Consider the following 15,908-nt stretch of genomic DNA (forward strand, 5'->3'; position numbering starts at 1 on the left):
TGCGCTACCGGTCGTATGGCCGGCGCCGCCAAGCCGTCAAGCGAGGGCTCAAGCCGCCATGCCGCTGTGGCGCAGCAGCGCGTCGATGCTCGGTTCGCGGCCGCGGAAGGCCTTGAACGACTCAATGGCCGGGCGCGAGCCGCCCACCGCCAGGATTTCCTGCTGGAAGCGACGACCAGTTTCCAGCGAGATGACGTTGCCGCTGCCGGCGGCGGCTTCTTCGAAGGCGCTGTAGGCGTCAGCGGACAGCACTTCGGCCCACTTGTAGCTGTAATAGCCCGCCGCGTAGCCGCCGGCGAAGATGTGGCTGAAGGAATGCTGGAAGCGGTTGAACTCGGGCGGGCGGATCACGGCGATACGATCGCGCAGGCCGTTGAGCAGTTGCTGCACGCTCTGGCCGCCGCCGACCTGGTATTGGTCGTGGATCAGCATGTCGAACAGCGAGAATTCCACCTGGCGCAGCATCTGCAGGCCGGACTGGAAGTTCTTGGCGGCGATCATCTTGTCGTACAGCGCGCGCGGCAGCGGCTGGCCCGACTCGGCATGCGAGGTCAGGTGCTGCAGCACGTCCCATTCCCAGCAGAAGTTTTCCATGAACTGCGAGGGCAGCTCGACCGCGTCCCACTCCACGCCGGAGATGCCGGACACGCCCACTTCATCGACCTGCGTGAGCATGTGGTGCAGGCCGTGGCCGAATTCGTGGAACAGGGTGATCACTTCGTCGTGCGTGAACAGCGCCGGCTTGGCCACGCCGTCCACCACCGCCGGTTCGGTGAAGTTGCACACCAGGTAGGCGATCGGCGTTTGCACGCCCTGCGCGGTCAGGCGGCGGGCGCGGGCGTCGTCCATCCAGGCGCCGCCGCGCTTGCCGCTGCGGGCGTACAGGTCGAGGTAGAACTGGCCGACCAACTGGCCGTCGCGTTCGATGCGGAAGAACTTCACGTCCTTGTGCCACACCGGCGCGGTGTCGGGCTTGATGCTGACGCCGAACAGTTGCTGCGCCACCTGGAACAGGCCGCCCACCACCTTGGGCTCGGGGAAGTATTGCTTCACTTCCTGTTCCGAGAACGCATAGCGCTGCTCGCGCAGCTTTTCGGAGGCGTAGGTGCTGTCCCAGGCTTCCAGCTTGTCGATACCCAGCTTGTCCTTGGCGAAGGCCTTCAGTTCTTCATAGTCCTTCTGGCCGAAGGGGCGGGCGCGCTTGCCAAGGTCTTCCAGGAAGGCGATGACTTCGGCGGGCGACTGCGCCATCTTGGGCACCAGCGAAACCTCGGCGAAGTTGGCGTAACCCAGCAGCTGGGCTTCTTCCTTGCGCAGCTTCAGGATGTCGTCGATGTTGGCGCTGTTATCCCATTCAGGCTTGGCGCCCAGCTCGGAGGCCTTGGTGGCGTTGGCGCGGTAGATCTTTTCGCGCAGCGCGCGGCTGTCGGCGTATTGCAGCACCGGGAAGTACGAAGGGAAGTGCAGCGTGAATTTCCAGCCCGGCTTGCCGTCCTTCTCGGCGGCGGCGCGCGCGGCCTGCTTGACGTCCTCGGGCAGGCCGGCCAGTTCGGCTTCGTCGTCGACGAACAGGCCGAAGTCATTGGTGGCGTCCAGCACGTTCTCGGAGAAGCGGGTGGTCAGCGCGGCCTGCTGTTCCTGGATCTCGGCGAAACGCTCCTTCTTGTCGTCCGGCAGCTCGGCGCCCGACAGGCGGAAATCGCGCACGGCGTTATCCACCACCTTGCGGCGCGCGGCCGACAGTTGCGCGAAGGCCGGGCTGGCCTGCAGCGCCTTGTACTTTTCGAACAGGGCCAGGTTCTGGCCCAGGCCGGTCCAGAATTCCACCAGGCGCGGCTGGTTCTCGTTGTAGGTGGCGCGCAGCTCGGGCGTGTCCATCACCGAATTGAGGTGGCCGACCACGCTCCAGGCGCGGCCCAGCTTCTCGGTGGCCGACTCCAGGGGTTCCACGAAATTGTCCCAGCTGACCTCGGCCATCGGCGCTTCCAGCTCGGTCACCAGGCGGCCGGCGTCGGCCAGCAGCTTGTCCAGCGCCGGGGTGACGTGTTCCGGCTTGATGGCGTCGAACTGGGCGTAGCCCGAGAAGTCGAGCAGGGGATTGGCGGCGATGTCGGTGGTCATGGGCTCTCGATTCATTCTGTGCGTCCCGGCGGGCCGAGACGCGGTTGCTTATTGGAATACCTTAGGTGCGTTCGGCGGCTTCGATTGTGTTGACCAGCAGCATGGTGATGGTCATCGGACCGACGCCGCCCGGCACCGGGGTGATGTAGCCGGCGACTTCCTTCACGTTGGCGAAGTCGACGTCGCCGCACAGCTTGCCGTTGTCGTCGCGGTTCATGCCGACGTCCAGCACCACGGCGCCGGGTTTGACCATGTCGGCAGTCACGATGTTGCGCTTACCGGTGGCCACGACCAGGATGTCGGCGTTGCGGGTGTGCGCGCCGAGATCCCGGGTCTTGGAGTTACAGATGGTGACGGTAGCGCCGGCTTGCAAGAGCAGCATGGCTTGCGGCTTGCCGACGATGTTGGAGGCGCCCACCACCACGGCGTTGGCGCCGCGCACCGGGTAGTCGATCGATTCCAGCATCTTCATCACGCCGTAGGGCGTGCAGGGGCGGAACAGCGGCTGGCCGGTCATCAGCAGGCCGGCGTTGCTGATGTGGAAACCGTCCACGTCCTTTTCGGCGGCGATGGCTTCGATCACCTTGTGGGCGTCGATATGGGCCGGCAGCGGCAGCTGCACCAGGATGCCGTTGATTTTGGGATCTTTGTTCAACGCGTCGATGCGCGCCAGCAGCTCGGCTTCGCTCATCGAGGCGTCGTACTTTTCCAGCACCGAGTGCAGGCCGTTGTCTTCACAAGCCTTGACCTTGTTGCGCACATAGACCTGGGACGCCGGGTTGTCGCCGACCAGCACCACGGCCAGGCCGGGCTGTTTGCCCTTGGCAGTCAGGGCGGCGGCGCGCTTGGCGACATCGGCGCGCAGTTGTTGGGAGAGCAGGTTTCCGTCGATCAGTTGAGCTGGCATGGCAGATATATAAAAGCAGAAAGGGGCGGTGAGGCCGGGGCGGTGATGAAAGCGCCCGGCGGGCCGGGCACGAATGAGATACTGGGCCGGCGCGGTAGCGCCGAAACCCATGATTATAAAACGAGCGCGGCGGCGGGACGAGGCGTGGCGCGGGTAGCGAAAATTGACGAATTGCAACGAAATCTCCCGCAAGTTCCGCCATGTGGGCATTTTGCCTGCCTCAAGACGGGAAATTTCAATTTCGGTTATGCTCCGGCATCCACGCTGCGGCGTGTGAAGCGACACGAGCAATTCCCCAGCAATAACGACACCGAATCGACAAGGACCACCGCATGACCGATCTGCTGACCCGACGCCTGCAACTGCTTGCCAGCCCGCAACATCTTGCGCTGCTGGGCCAGGGTTTGCGCGGCGTCGAACGCGAGACGCTGCGCGTGGACCGGCAGGGCCGGCTGGCGCACACGCCGCATCCGCCGGCGCTGGGCTCGGCGCTGACCAACGATTTGATCACCACCGACTATTCGGAGTCGCTGCTCGAATTCATCACTCCGGCCACGCACGACATCGCCGATGCCTTGCAGCGCCTGGAAGACATCCACCGCTTCGCCTACGCCAAGCTGGGCAGCGAGATCCTGTGGAACGCGTCGATGCCGGGCGTGCTGCCGGCGGAAGACGAGATTCCCATCGCCTGGTACGGCAGCTCGCACATCGGCATGTTGAAGCACGTCTACCGGCGCGGCCTGGCGCTGCGCTACGGGCGCACCATGCAATGCATCGCCGGCATCCACTACAACTTCTCGTTGAGCGAAGACCTGTGGGAAGTGCTGCGCCAGATCGACTTCAGCGACGCCTGCGAAGAAGCAGTCGACAGCTCGGTCTCGCGCCGCGACTACCAGTCCGAGCGCTATATCGCGCTGATCCGCAACTTCCGCCGCTACAGCTGGCTGCTGATGTACCTGTTCGGCGCCTCGCCGGCGGTGGCGACCAACTTCCTGCGCGGCCGCCCGCACCAGCTGGAGACGCTGTCCGAGGACACGCTCTTCCTGCCCTACGGCACCAGCCTGCGCATGAGCGACCTGGGCTACCAGAGCAACGCCCAGGCCAACATCACGCCGCACTACAACAACCTGCCGGCCTATATCCGCAGCCTGTCGCACGCCGTCAGCGAGCCGTATCCGCCGTATGAGGCGATTGGCACCAAGCGTGACGGCGAGTGGGTGCAGATCAATACCAACATCCTGCAGATCGAAAACGAGTTCTACTCCTCGATCCGTCCCAAGCGCGTGATCTACAGCGGCGAGCGTCCGGTGCAGGCGCTGTCGGCGCGCGGCGTGCAGTACGTCGAAGTGCGCTGCATGGACATCGACCCGTTCAACCCGCTGGGCATCGGCCTGCAGGCGGCGCGCTTCCTCGACGTGTTCCTGCATTTCCTGGCCTTCGAATCCAGCTGCCTGACCTCGGACGAGGAAGGTCGCGAGAACCGCGCCAACTTCCTGGCTACCGTCAAGGAAGGCCGCCGTCCCGGCCTGCAGCTGCAGTTCAAAGGCCAGGCCATCGGCCTGAAAGCCTGGGGCGAGCAGCTGCTGGAGCGCATGGCCCCGGTGGCTGAGATGCTCGACCAGCAAGCCGGCGGCAGCCAGCACCGCGACAGCCTGGCGGCCCAGCGCGCCAAGTTGGCCGATCCCGACGCCACGCCGTCGGCGCGCGTGCTGCGCGAGATCCGTGCAGCCGGCAATTCCTTCCCGGCCTTCGTGCTGGCCAACAGCGCGCGCCAGGCCGACGAGCTGATCGCCCATCCGCTGCCGGCGGCCAAGGCTGCCGACTTCGTCGCCATCGCCCAGGCCTCGCTGGATGCGCAGCGCGAGATCGAGCGCACCCAGACCGGCGACTTCGATACCTTCGTGGCCGCCTATCGCGCCAGCACGCTGGGCAATATCAGCATCTGAACCCGGCGGCCTTCTTATTCCAGAGCGGGTGGTCGGCAATGCCCCGCTGGTTTGTTGAATAGATTCTCTTTGAAAATCGAGTTTGTTCGATATGTCGCGGGTTTTGCGAAGGTCTGAGGGGCTTCACTGGCGGGCGTCGTATATTGCGCGGTTTCTCCCAGCTGAGCCCGCCAATGTCCCTGAAGAAAATCCTGTTCGCCGTCTGCCTGCTGTGCACCGCCCTGAGCGCGCTCGGGCAGGACCTGCTTGATGTCGTGCGCACGCGCGGGGTGCTGCGCGTGGCGGTCGAGGGGACTTATCCCCCGTTCAATTTCAAGGATCGCAAGAGCGGCCAGCTCGACGGTTTCGATATCGAGTTCGCGCGTGCGCTCGCCGTGCGCCTGGGCGTCAAGGCCGAATTCGTGGCGACCGAGTGGGCGGCCATCCTGGCCGGCCTGCAGGTGGGCAAGTACGACGTGATCATTTCCGAGGTCACGATGACGCCGCGGCGCGAGGCGGAATTCGATTTTTCCCGTCCCTACACCTATTCACTGGCGCAAGTCATCCAGCGCCAGGATGACCGCAGCGTCTATTCCACGCTGGACAGTCTCAAAGGCAAGCGCGTGGGCGTGGGCCAGGGCAGTAGCTACGCCGACCTGCTCAACGGCATCGGCGGCATCGAGGTCAAGACCTATGTGTCGACGCCGCTGAACCTGCAGGATCTCGCCAACGGCCGCATCGACGCGGCCCTCAATGACCGCCTGCTGGTTCCCTATATGATTCGCGAGGCGCGCCTGCCCTTGCGCGCCGCCACAGCGCTGGGGCCGCTGCAGAAGCAGGGCATTGCGTTACGCAAGAACAATCCCGCCTTGAAACGCGCGATCGACCGCGCGATCGACGACATGATTGCCGACGGCAGTTACGCCAAATTGTCGATGAAATGGTTCGGCTTGGACGCTTCCCGCATCCCTGCGCCCTGAGTCGCTTCTCTCATGGATGAACTCCGCTCGCTGCTCACCGATGCTTCCGGGATGATCCTGGTCGGCACCTGTTACACCGTCCTGTATGCGCTGCTGGGAATGCTGTTCGGTTTGCCCGTTGGCATGTTGGTCACCTTGATCAGGGTGGAGCGGGTGCCGCTACTGGCGCCCGCGATGGATATTTACGTCAGCTTCATGCGCAGCACGCCGCAGTTGATCCAGGCCTTCCTGATCTATTTCGGTTTGGGGGCGGCGGGCATCGAGTTGCCGCTGGTGGTGATCGGTACGCTGGTCCTGACCGCGAATGCCGGCGCCTACCTGTCCGAAACCTTGCGCGGCGCGATGTCGGGCGTGCCGCGCGGGCAATGGGCGGCAGGCTTCAGCCTGGGGCTGACGCGCATGCAGACGATCACGTGCATTATCGCGCCGCAGGCCCTGCGGCTGGCGATCCCCGGCATCAGCAATACATTGATCAGCCTGTTCAAGGACACGTCGGTGTTGTCCGTCATCACGGTCGCCGAGCTGATGAAGTACACCGGCGACATCATCTCGGTCACGTTCCGTCCCTTCACCTTTTACCTGGTCGCAGCCTGCATCTACTGGCTGCTGTGTCTGGCCTACCAGCATGGCATCCATAACAGGGTGGAGGCGCACTTCGGCCGCGCCTATCGCATGGCCGAGTGAAGCCGGATGCGGGCGCGACAAGTCGTGCCCTCTCTATAAGTTGCGTCCTCTCTCTATATAGACGGCCCGCGCCATGTGCGTCTGGCAAGGATGACGCCCTGAAAAGATTGCTTTTTTGCTCTTTTTTTGACATGGGCGACCGCCGGGTCGGGCTACTTGACGGGGCAAGCAGGCGCATTTTTGCGGCATTGCAAACAAGGCAAAATCTGGCTAAAACGCCAGTTGACCGTAAAAATACGGTCGCCGGAGAGCGCCTGTTCATGCCGCTTTGCAGCAAATTTTCATAATGCGAAATCGTTTATCGTAATTTGAAAATCAAAAATTCCCTGATAAAATGCGTCGTCCACACGGCTGGAAGACCGTACATTAGCTGCCTCAAACGGTTTTTCGCGCATCACGCCGGCGGCTGTTCGTACCGAATGTAATGAATGACCCCGATCGACCCGGCGGCCCATCCGGCCGCCCGGATCTCTCAACAACCAGGAGACATGACATGTCAGCCCAAATCGATCAAGTTCTGGCGCAGGCCGCCAACGATCCCGATGTGATGGAAACCCAAGAGTGGCTCGACGCCCTCGAAGCAGTCATCGAAAAAGAAGGTCCGGATCGCGCCCACTACCTGATGGAGCGCATGGTCGACCTGGCGCGCCGCCGCGGCGCCCACATCCCGTTCTCCAGCAACACCGCTTACGTCAACACCATCCCCGCCGACCAGGGCGAGCACTGCCCGGGCAACCTGGAATATGAAGAGCGCCTGCGCTCGTGGATGCGCTGGAACGCCATGGCCATGGTGGTCAAGGCCAACCGCGTCGACGGCGACCTGGGCGGCCACCTGTCCTCGTTCGCCTCGCTGGCCAACATGCTGGGCATCGGCTTCAACCACTTCTGGCACGCCCCGACCGAAGAGCACGGCGGCGACCTGCTGTACATCCAGGGCCACTCCTCGCCCGGCATCTACGCGCGCGCCTTCCTGGAAGGCCGCCTGACCGAAGACCAGCTGATCCATTTCCGTCGCGAAGCCGACGGCAAGGGTCTGTCTTCGTACCCGCACCCCAAGCTGATGCCGGAATTCTGGCAGTTCCCGACCGTCTCGATGGGCCTGGGCCCCTTGATGGCGATCTATCAGGCGCGCTTCCTGAAGTACCTGCACGCACGCGGCATCGCCAAGACCGACAACCGCAAGGTCTGGGCCTTCTGCGGCGACGGCGAAATGGACGAACCGGAATCGATGGGCGCCATCGGCATGGCCGGCCGTGAAAAGCTGAACAACCTGGTCATCGTGGTGAACTGCAACCTGCAGCGCCTGGACGGCCCGGTGCGCGGCAACGGCAAGATCATCCAGGAACTGGAATCCGACTTCCGCGGCGCCGGCTGGAACGTGGTCAAGGTCATCTGGGGCAGCGGCTGGGACGAGCTGCTGGCCAAGGACAAGGACGGCATCCTGCAGAAGGTCATGATGGAAACCGTCGACGGCGAGTACCAGAACTACAAGGCCAAGGACGGCGCCTACGTGCGCAAGCACTTCTTCGGCAAGCACCCGGCGCTGCTGGAGATGGTCAGCAAGATGTCCGACGACGACATCTGGCGCCTGACCCGCGGCGGTCACGACCCGCACAAGATCTACGCCGCCTTCAAGATGGCGCAGGACTCCAAGGACCAGCCGACCGTGATCCTGGCCAAGTCCATCAAGGGCTATGGCTTCGGCAAGGCCGGCGAAGCGCGCAACACCGCGCACAACACCAAGAAGCTGGACGACGAGGCCATCAAGGCCATGCGCGACCGCTTCCAGCTGCCGATCTCGGACGCCGACCTGCCCAACATCCCGTTCTTCAAGCCGTCCGAAGACAGCCCTGAAATGCAGTACCTGCACGAGCGCCGCAAGGCCCTGGGCGGTTACCTGCCGCAGCGCCGTCCGCAAGCCGACGAGAAGCTGGCCGTGCCCGAGCTGTCCGCCTTCCAGGCGATGCTTGAGCCGACCGCCGAGGGCCGTGAGATTTCCACTACCGCCGCTTACTCCCGCGTGCTGACCGCGCTGCTGCGCGACCAGAGCCTGGGCCCGCGCGTGGTGCCCATCATGGTCGACGAGTCCCGTACCTTCGGTATGGAAGGCCTGTTCCGCCAGATCGGCATCTTCAGCCAGGTCGGCCAGCTGTACGAACCGGTCGACAAGGACCAGGTGATGTACTACCGCGAAGACAAGGCCGGCCAGATCCTGCAGGAGGGCATCAACGAAGCGGGCGGCATGAGCTCGTGGATCGCTGCGGCGACCTCGTACTCGACCAACAACCGCGTGATGATCCCGTTCTACACCTACTACTCGATGTTCGGTCTGCAGCGTATCGGCGACCTGGCATGGGCGGCGGGCGACATGCGCGCGCGCGGCTTCCTGATCGGCGGCACCGCCGGCCGCACCACGCTGAACGGTGAAGGCCTGCAGCACGAAGACGGCCACAGCCACGTGTTCGCCTCGGCGATCCCGAACTGCATCCCCTACGACCCGACCTTCGCCCATGAAGTCGCCGTGATCATCCATGACGGCCTGCGCCGCATGGTGGCCAACCAGGAAGACGTGTTCTACTACATCACCGTGATGAACGAGAACTACGCGCACCCGGGCATCAAGGCCGGCCAGGAAGAGGGCATCCTGAAGGGCCTGTACCTGTTGAACGAAGGCGGCAAAGGCAACAAGCTGCGCGTGCAGCTGCTGGGTTCGGGCACCATCCTGCGCGAAGTCATCGCCGCCGCCGACCTGCTGCGTGACGACTGGAAGGTCGACGCCGACGTCTGGTCCGCACCGTCGTTCACCCTGCTGGCCCGCGATGGCCAGGACGTGGAACGCTGGAACATGCTGCACCCGGCCGAGACCGCCAAGAAGAGCTACTTCGAGCAATCGCTGGAAGGCACCGACGGTCCGATCGTGGTCTCCACCGACTACATGCGCACCTACGCCGAGCAGGTTCGCGCCTTCGTACCGAAGGGCCGCTCGTACAAGGTGCTGGGCACCGACGGCTACGGCCGCTCGGACACCCGCGCCAAGCTGCGTGAGTTCTTCGAAGTGAACCGCTACTTCGTGACCGTGGCCGCGCTGAAGTCGCTGGCCGACGAAGGCAAGATCAAGCCTTCCGTGGTGGCCGAGGCGATCGCCAAGTACGGCATCGACCCCAACAAGCCGAACCCGGTGACCCAGTAAGTCAGTCCGAACCGACCATCCCCGCCTCAGTGAACTGATCGCGGGGATGTGTCGTGCAAAGGCCAGGAGAAAGCAGGGAAGGGCCGGCCACATGGCTTAAGATGCGTAGTGCAGTCGGCATCACCTTCCCCTGAGCGAATACCCCACCCCAGCCCCAAGGCGAGGGAACAGAACAACGGAGCGCAACAGATGAGTCAAGTCGAAGTAAAAGTCCCGGACATCGGCGATTTCAAGGAAGTCGAAGTCATTGAGGTGATGGTCAAGGTCGGCGACACGATCAAGGTCGACCAGTCGCTGATCACCGTCGAATCCGACAAGGCCAGCATGGAGATCCCGTCCAGCCAGGCTGGCGTAGTCAAGGAAATCAAGGTCAAGGTGGGCGACAAGGTCGCCGAGGGTTCGCTGCTGGTGATCGTCGAGGCTGACGGCGCCGCTGCCGCGCCTGCAGCCGCCGCTCCGGCCCAGGCCGCAGCTGCTGCGCCGGCCGCCGCGCAAACCTCCGCACCCGCTCCGGTGCCTGCTGCTGCTCCGGCAGCCGGCGGCACCGTCGAGATCGAAGTGCCGGACATCGGCGACTTCAAGGAAGTCGAAGTCATCGAGCTGATGGTCAAGGTCGGCGATACCGTCAAGGCCGAGCAGTCGCTGCTGACCGTGGAGTCCGACAAGGCCTCGATGGAAATCCCGTCGTCGCACGCCGGCGTGATCAAGGAACTGAAGGTCAAGCTGGGCGACAAGGTCGCCAAGGGCAGCATCATCGCGACCCTGGAAACCACCGGCGGCGCACCTGCTGCAGCAGCGCCCGCAGCCTCGGCGCCGGCGCCCGCGGCAGCTCCTGCTGCCGCGCCTGCACCGGCCCCTGCACCCGCAGCCGCTCCTGCCATCGCCACTGCCTCGGCCACCAGCACCGGTGGCAAGGCCCACGCTTCGCCGTCCGTGCGCAAGTTCGCGCGTGAACTGGGCGTGGATCTGTCGCGCGTGCCGGCCACCGGTCCCAAGGGCCGCATCCTGCAGATCGACGTGCAGAACTTCGTCAAGGGCGTGATGGCCGGCTCCACCTCGGTCGCCGCCGCCCCGGGCAAGAACGGTTCGGGCGCGGGCATGGATCTGCTGCCGTGGCCGTCGCTGGACTTCTCCAAGTTCGGCGCGACCGAGCTGCAGCCGCTGTCGCGCATCAAGAAGATCAGCGGCCCCAACCTGCACCGCAACTGGGTGATGATCCCGCACGTGACGCAGTTCGACGAAGCCGACGTCACCGAGCTGGAAGAATTCCGCGTCACCTCCAACGCCGCCTACGCCAAGGCCAAGTCGCCGGTCAAGCTGACCATGCTGGCGTTCGTGATCAAGGCCAGCGTCTCGGCGCTGAAGAAATTCCCGGCCTTCAACTCCTCGCTGGACGCCAAGGGCGAGAACCTGATCCTCAAGCAGTTCTATAACATCGGCTTCGCCGCCGATACCCCGAACGGCCTGGTGGTGCCTGTCATCAAGAACGCCGACCAGAAGACCATCAGCCAGATCGCCACCGAAATGGGCGAGCTGTCGGCCCAGGCGCGCGACGGCAAGTTGAAGCCGGCCGACATGCAAGGCGCGACCTTCACCATCTCGTCCCTGGGCGGCATCGGCGGCACCGCCTTCACGCCCATCATCAACGCGCCGGAAGTGGCGATCCTTGGCCTGTCCAAGTCGATCACCAAGCCGGTGTGGGACGGCAAACAGTTCGTGCCGCGCCTGATGCTGCCGACTTCGCTGTCCTATGACCACCGCGTGGTCGACGGCGCAATGGGCGCCCGCTTCTCGGCCTACCTGGCCGAGGTACTGGGCGACCTGCGCAAGTCGCTGCTGTAAGCAGTCACGCAATGGCGAGCGCCGCTTCGGCTGAGGCCGGGCGGCGCGGCGAACAACAGAATATTACGGAGTCAAGACTATGAGTCTTAGCGAAGTCAAAGTCCCCGATATCGGCGACTTCAAGGAAGTGGAAGTCATCGAGGTGATGGTCAAGGTGGGCGACACGATCAAGGTCGACCAGTCGCTGATCACCGTCGAGTCCGACAAGGCCAGCATGGAAATCCCTTCGTCCACCGCAGGCGTGGTCAAGGAAATCAAGATCAAGGTCGGCGACAAGGTCGCCGAAGGCAGCGTGCTGCTGATGGTGGAAGCCGCCGGCGCCGCCGCGGCTCCTGCTGCCGCAGCGCCCGCGCCGGCCGCCGCTGCGCCGGCTCCGGCAGCAGCGCCTGCAGCCCCGGCTGCAGCACCGGCCGCGGCCAGCTTCGGCGGCAGCGCTGACGTGCAGTGCGACGTGATGGTGCTGGGCGGTGGCCCCGGCGGCTACTCGGCCGCCTTCCGCGCCGCCGACCTCGGCCTGAACACCGTCATCGTCGAGCAGGAAGCCACGCTGGGCGGCGTCTGCCTGAACGTCGGCTGCATCCCGTCCAAGGCGCTGCTGCACGTGGCCGCCGTGATTGACGAGACCGCCGCCATGGCCTCGCACGGCGTCACCTTCGGCAAGCCGGAGATCGACATCGACAAGCTGCGCGGCTACAAGGACAAGGTCATCGGCACCATGACCGGCGGTCTGGCCGGCATGGCCAAGGCGCGCAAGGTGCAGGTGGTGAACGGCAACGGCCAGTTCGCCGGCCCCAACCATATCGAAGTGAAGGCCGCCGACGGCAGCAAGAAGGTGGTGCAGTTCAAGCACGCCATCATCGCCGCCGGTTCGTCTGTGGTGAACCTGCCGTTCGTGCCGCAGGATCCGCGCATCGTCGACTCCACCGGCGCGCTGGAGCTGCGCCAGGTGCCCAAGCGCATGCTGGTCATCGGCGGCGGCATCATCGGCCTGGAAATGGCCACCGTCTATTCCACCCTGGGCGCACGCATCGACGTGGTCGAGATGATGGACGGCCTGATGCAAGGCGCCGACCGCGACATGGTCAAGGTCTGGCAGAAGTTCAACGAGAAGCGCTTCGACAACGTTATGGTCAAGACCAAGACGGTGGCCGTGGAAGCGCTGGCCGAAGGCATCAAGGTCACCTTCGAGGCGGCCGAAGCCGGCGCCAAGGCGCCGGAACCGCAACTGTACGACCTGGTGTTGGTGGCCGTGGGCCGCAGCCCGAACGGCAAGAAGGTGTCGGCCGACAAGGCCGGCGTGATCGTCGGCGAGCGCGGCTTCATCCCGGTCGACAAGCAGATGCGCACCAACGTGCCGCACATCTTCGCCATCGGCGACCTGGTGGGCCAGCCGATGCTGGCGCACAAGGCCGTGCATGAAGGCCACGTCGCCGCCGAAGCGATCGCCGGCGAGAAGAGCTTCTTCGACGCCAGCGTGATCCCGTCGGTGGCCTACACCGATCCGGAAGTGGCGTGGGTCGGCATCACCGAAGACGAAGCCAAGGCCAAGGGCATCAAGATCGAGAAGGGCCACTTCCCGTGGGCCGCCTCCGGTCGCGCCGTGGCAAACGGCCGCTCGGAAGGCTTCACCAAGCTGCTGTTCGACGCAGAGACGCATCGCGTGATCGGCGGCGGCATCGTCGGCACGCACGCCGGCGACATGATCGGCGAAGTGGCGCTGGCCATCGAGATGGGCGCAGATGCGGTGGATATCGGCAAGACCATCCACCCGCACCCGACGCTGGGCGAGTCGCTCGGCATGGCAGCTGAAGTGGCCGAAGGCCATTGCACCGACCTGCCGCCGCAACGCAAGAAGTAAGCGTAGCGGTAGCTGCAAAAAGAACGACCCGGCCGCTGCGGCGCCGGGTCGTTTTTTTATGTCTGCAGCAGCTGCCGCTGGGAAGCAACAAGAAATCTTCAGGAGCAATACCAGATTGCTTATTCTTCCAGCGGCGACTTGCCTGTCTCCCGCGCGGCCAGCAAGGCCATGCCGGTCAGTGACAGTGCGGCGACCAGATACAGAGAAATGGCCAGGGTCGACTGATACGAGCGGAACAGGCTGGCAATGATCAGCGGCGCAAAACCGCCGCCCACGATGCCGGCCAGCGTATAGGCCAGAGAGGAGCCGGCATAGCGCACACGCGTCGGGAATTGCTCGGTCACGAACGCCGCCTGCGGGCCGTACATGATTGCGTGAATGATCAGGCCGCCGACCACTGCCGCCATAATCAGCGCCGGTTGGCTGCTGTCAAGCAGCAGGAAGAACATGAAGGCCCAGATCATCGCCAGCACCACGCCAATGCCATACACCGGACGGCGGCCGATGCGATCGGACAGGGCGCCGAAAAGCGGCACGCTCAGCGCATTGCAGGCAGTGCCGATCATGATGGCCGTCAGCGCCAGCGGACGCGGCAGGTTCAGCACCGTAGTGACATAGGTCAGTGTGAATACCACCACCAGCGCGTACAACACATCCGAGCCGATGCGTACGCCGCCGGCGATCAGGAGCCGCTTCCAGTAGCCGCGCAAGACGTCGGCCACAGGCGTTTCGGCCTTGCTGTGGCTGGCTTCCAGCTCCTTGAACTGAGGTGTTTCATCGACCCCGCTGCGGATCCAGAAACCGAAGCCCACCAGCAGCAGGCTGGCCAGGAAAGGAATTCTCCAGCCCCAGTCGAGGAACTGCTCGGTTGGCATCAGGTAGGTGATCGCAGCAATGAAACCGGTTGCCAGCAGGGTGCCGAACGAGGGGCCGACTTGCGTCCACGACGCATTTCTGCCGCGCTTGTCCTGCGCGCCGTGCTCCACGGAAATCAACACCGCCCCGGCCCATTCACCGCCCAGTGCCACGCCTTGTACGAAGCGCAGCGCCACCAGCATGATCGGACTCCAGATGCCGATTGATGCATAGGTCGGCAACAAGCCCATCAGGCCGGTCGTCAGGCCCATCAGCAGCAGCGTCGCGACCAGCACGAACCGGCGCCCCAGTTTGTCGCCCAGATGGCCGAAGATGACGCCGCCCACCGGGCGCGACACATAGCCGACCGCATACGTGGAGAACGCCAGAATCGTGCCGGACAGCGGATCGAAGGATGGAAAGAAGATATGGTTGAAGATCAGCGCCGCCATGGTGTTGTAGACGGTGAAGTCGTACCACTCCAGCGTGGTGCCGACCATGCTGGCGGTCGAAAGCCGCTTGGTGCTCTGGCTGTTGCTTGAGGAGCTTCGGTCCTGCGTAGCGATTGCGGCGGTTTGGCTCATGGTGTTCCCCTCTTGAACTTTGAAAGTGCGTGACGACGGCGCGCAAGCCGCCGTTACGCACGGATTGGATGTCGTTGTCGTGTCAGGCGTGCCGCTTGAGATTTCCCCGCCCGGATCGGACGGAGCGATTGCCGGCGGCGCCGGATGCTGTCTTCAGGCCGCTTGCTCAAGCAGATCCTGTTCCAACAGCTGCCATGAGAAGCGCAATATGGCCATGTCTGCGGGCTGCAGCGTGAAGGCACGCGCTGCCGCCTCGGCGGCGGCTTCAGCCGCCTGCTGCGAAGACGCATCGATGAGGAACAGGGGATCGAGCAGACGGCCTTCCGTGCTTTCCGCCGGCAAGGGTGACGACAGCTCCTGGTCCGGCGTCAGCAGGCGCGAAGACAGGACGCCGTCGACCTCCAGCAGGCGCTTGCCCAGCGTCGTACTCAATGCGTCGAGCTGGTGCGCTTGCTGCCGGTTCCCCAGGCGCAGCACCGCCAGCCAGGCGCCGCGTCCGGCGCCGGTCTCAGCGCTGATGGTGCAGACGCGGCGCATGGGGTTGTGCATGCGCGCCAGGTTGGCGACCGACCACGGCGTCTGATGGCGAAACGCCTGAAAGTAGGCCGGCGTCTTGAAGGCGTCCAGCGAGGTGGTGCGATACAGGCCCAGATAGCGGCGCGGTCCGTGTTCGCTCCGGTAACGCACGCCGGACACGAAACCCGGCAACGCCACGCGCTCTTGCACGTGCTCACGGTCATACCACTGGTTGAAATCCTGCTCGTGAGCAGGATCGACGTCGGTCCAGACAAACAGGATGCCGGGCAGGTCGCGGCGGGTGTGTGCTTGCATGATGTCCATTCTTGAATGAGGGGTTGAGATCCAAGAATAGAGATCGCGATTTGCAGTGACAAACGGATAATTCTTATCGCGACTGATAACTTTTACTGAGCCCGGCAGGAGGTCGCCAGGCCGGCAGCACG

11 protein-coding genes are annotated in these 15,908 nt (G+C 64.2%); 7 read left to right on the forward strand and 4 right to left on the reverse strand.

Annotation, left to right across the window (positions count from 1 at the left end; all coding sequences use genetic code 11):
- Positions 1–48 precede the first annotated feature (48 nt).
- Complete coding sequence (locus tag J8I26_RS13895) at positions 49–2,121, reverse strand: M3 family metallopeptidase (protein ID WP_209607701.1); 2,073 nt, start codon at positions 2,119–2,121, stop codon at positions 49–51.
- A gap of 61 nt (positions 2,122–2,182) precedes the next feature.
- Positions 2,183–3,028 carry a bifunctional methylenetetrahydrofolate dehydrogenase/methenyltetrahydrofolate cyclohydrolase FolD gene (folD, locus tag J8I26_RS13900; protein WP_209607702.1) on the reverse strand — a complete coding sequence of 282 codons (846 nt, stop codon included), beginning with the start codon at positions 3,026–3,028 and terminating at the stop codon, positions 2,183–2,185.
- 45 nt (positions 3,029–3,073) lie between these two features.
- Between folD and J8I26_RS13905 the strand changes: the two genes are divergently transcribed.
- The 7 genes from J8I26_RS13905 (at position 3,074) to lpdA (ending at position 13,507) form a co-directional block, all read left to right on the forward strand.
- Positions 3,074–3,364 (forward strand): hypothetical protein, encoded by a 291-nt coding sequence (locus J8I26_RS13905; RefSeq protein WP_209607703.1) that lies wholly within the window; start codon positions 3,074–3,076, stop codon positions 3,362–3,364.
- Positions 3,361–4,974 carry a glutamate--cysteine ligase gene (gshA, locus tag J8I26_RS13910; RefSeq protein WP_209607704.1) on the forward strand — a complete coding sequence of 538 codons (1,614 nt, stop codon included), beginning with the start codon at positions 3,361–3,363 and terminating at the stop codon, positions 4,972–4,974. Before J8I26_RS13905 ends, gshA begins: the two co-directional genes overlap by 4 nt.
- Before the next feature lie 173 nt (positions 4,975–5,147).
- Positions 5,148–5,933, forward strand: coding sequence for a transporter substrate-binding domain-containing protein (locus J8I26_RS13915; RefSeq protein WP_209607705.1), 786 nt, complete (start codon positions 5,148–5,150; stop codon positions 5,931–5,933).
- 12 nt (positions 5,934–5,945) lie between these two features.
- Positions 5,946–6,617, forward strand: coding sequence for an amino acid ABC transporter permease (locus J8I26_RS13920; RefSeq protein ID WP_209607706.1), 672 nt, complete (start codon positions 5,946–5,948; stop codon positions 6,615–6,617).
- Between the two features lie 493 nt (positions 6,618–7,110).
- Positions 7,111–9,807 carry a pyruvate dehydrogenase (acetyl-transferring), homodimeric type gene (gene aceE, locus J8I26_RS13925; protein ID WP_209607707.1) on the forward strand — a complete coding sequence of 899 codons (2,697 nt, stop codon included), beginning with the start codon at positions 7,111–7,113 and terminating at the stop codon, positions 9,805–9,807.
- 189 nt (positions 9,808–9,996) lie between these two features.
- A complete protein-coding gene (gene aceF / locus J8I26_RS13930) occupies positions 9,997–11,649 on the forward strand; it encodes a dihydrolipoyllysine-residue acetyltransferase (RefSeq protein WP_209607708.1) in 1,653 nt (550 codons plus the stop codon).
- A gap of 79 nt (positions 11,650–11,728) precedes the next feature.
- The gene (gene lpdA, locus J8I26_RS13935) at positions 11,729–13,507 is read left to right on the forward strand and encodes a dihydrolipoyl dehydrogenase (protein ID WP_209607709.1); all 1,779 of its coding nucleotides are present in this window, start codon (positions 11,729–11,731) and stop codon (positions 13,505–13,507) included.
- A gap of 119 nt (positions 13,508–13,626) precedes the next feature.
- On the opposite strand, the gene J8I26_RS13940 is transcribed toward lpdA, so the two are convergent.
- Together J8I26_RS13940 and J8I26_RS13945 are read right to left on the reverse strand one after the other, a co-directional pair.
- Positions 13,627–14,946: an MFS transporter gene (locus tag J8I26_RS13940; protein ID WP_245200327.1), complete on the reverse strand. Its 1,320-nt coding sequence runs from the start codon at positions 14,944–14,946 to the stop codon at positions 13,627–13,629.
- A 153-nt stretch (positions 14,947–15,099) separates the two neighbouring features.
- A complete protein-coding gene (locus J8I26_RS13945; RefSeq protein ID WP_209607710.1) occupies positions 15,100–15,777 on the reverse strand; it encodes a DUF4286 family protein in 678 nt (225 codons plus the stop codon).
- Positions 15,778–15,908 lie beyond the last annotated feature (131 nt).

Source organism: Herbaspirillum sp. LeCh32-8 (assembly GCF_017814915.1).
GTDB lineage: Bacteria > Pseudomonadota > Gammaproteobacteria > Burkholderiales > Burkholderiaceae_D > Herbaspirillum.

Coding starts and splice junctions, on each gene's coding strand:
- J8I26_RS13895 (WP_209607701.1), bottom strand. CDS start 2,121: ATGACCACCGACATCGCCGCCAATCCCCTGCTCGACTTCTCGGGCTAC.
- folD (WP_209607702.1), bottom strand. CDS start 3,028: ATGCCAGCTCAACTGATCGACGGAAACCTGCTCTCCCAACAACTGCGC.
- J8I26_RS13905 (WP_209607703.1), top strand. CDS start 3,074: ATGAAAGCGCCCGGCGGGCCGGGCACGAATGAGATACTGGGCCGGCGC.
- gshA (WP_209607704.1), top strand. CDS start 3,361: ATGACCGATCTGCTGACCCGACGCCTGCAACTGCTTGCCAGCCCGCAA.
- J8I26_RS13915 (WP_209607705.1), top strand. CDS start 5,148: ATGTCCCTGAAGAAAATCCTGTTCGCCGTCTGCCTGCTGTGCACCGCC.
- J8I26_RS13920 (WP_209607706.1), top strand. CDS start 5,946: ATGGATGAACTCCGCTCGCTGCTCACCGATGCTTCCGGGATGATCCTG.
- aceE (WP_209607707.1), top strand. CDS start 7,111: ATGTCAGCCCAAATCGATCAAGTTCTGGCGCAGGCCGCCAACGATCCC.
- aceF (WP_209607708.1), top strand. CDS start 9,997: ATGAGTCAAGTCGAAGTAAAAGTCCCGGACATCGGCGATTTCAAGGAA.
- lpdA (WP_209607709.1), top strand. CDS start 11,729: ATGAGTCTTAGCGAAGTCAAAGTCCCCGATATCGGCGACTTCAAGGAA.
- J8I26_RS13940 (WP_245200327.1), bottom strand. CDS start 14,946: ATGAGCCAAACCGCCGCAATCGCTACGCAGGACCGAAGCTCCTCAAGC.
- J8I26_RS13945 (WP_209607710.1), bottom strand. CDS start 15,777: ATGCAAGCACACACCCGCCGCGACCTGCCCGGCATCCTGTTTGTCTGG.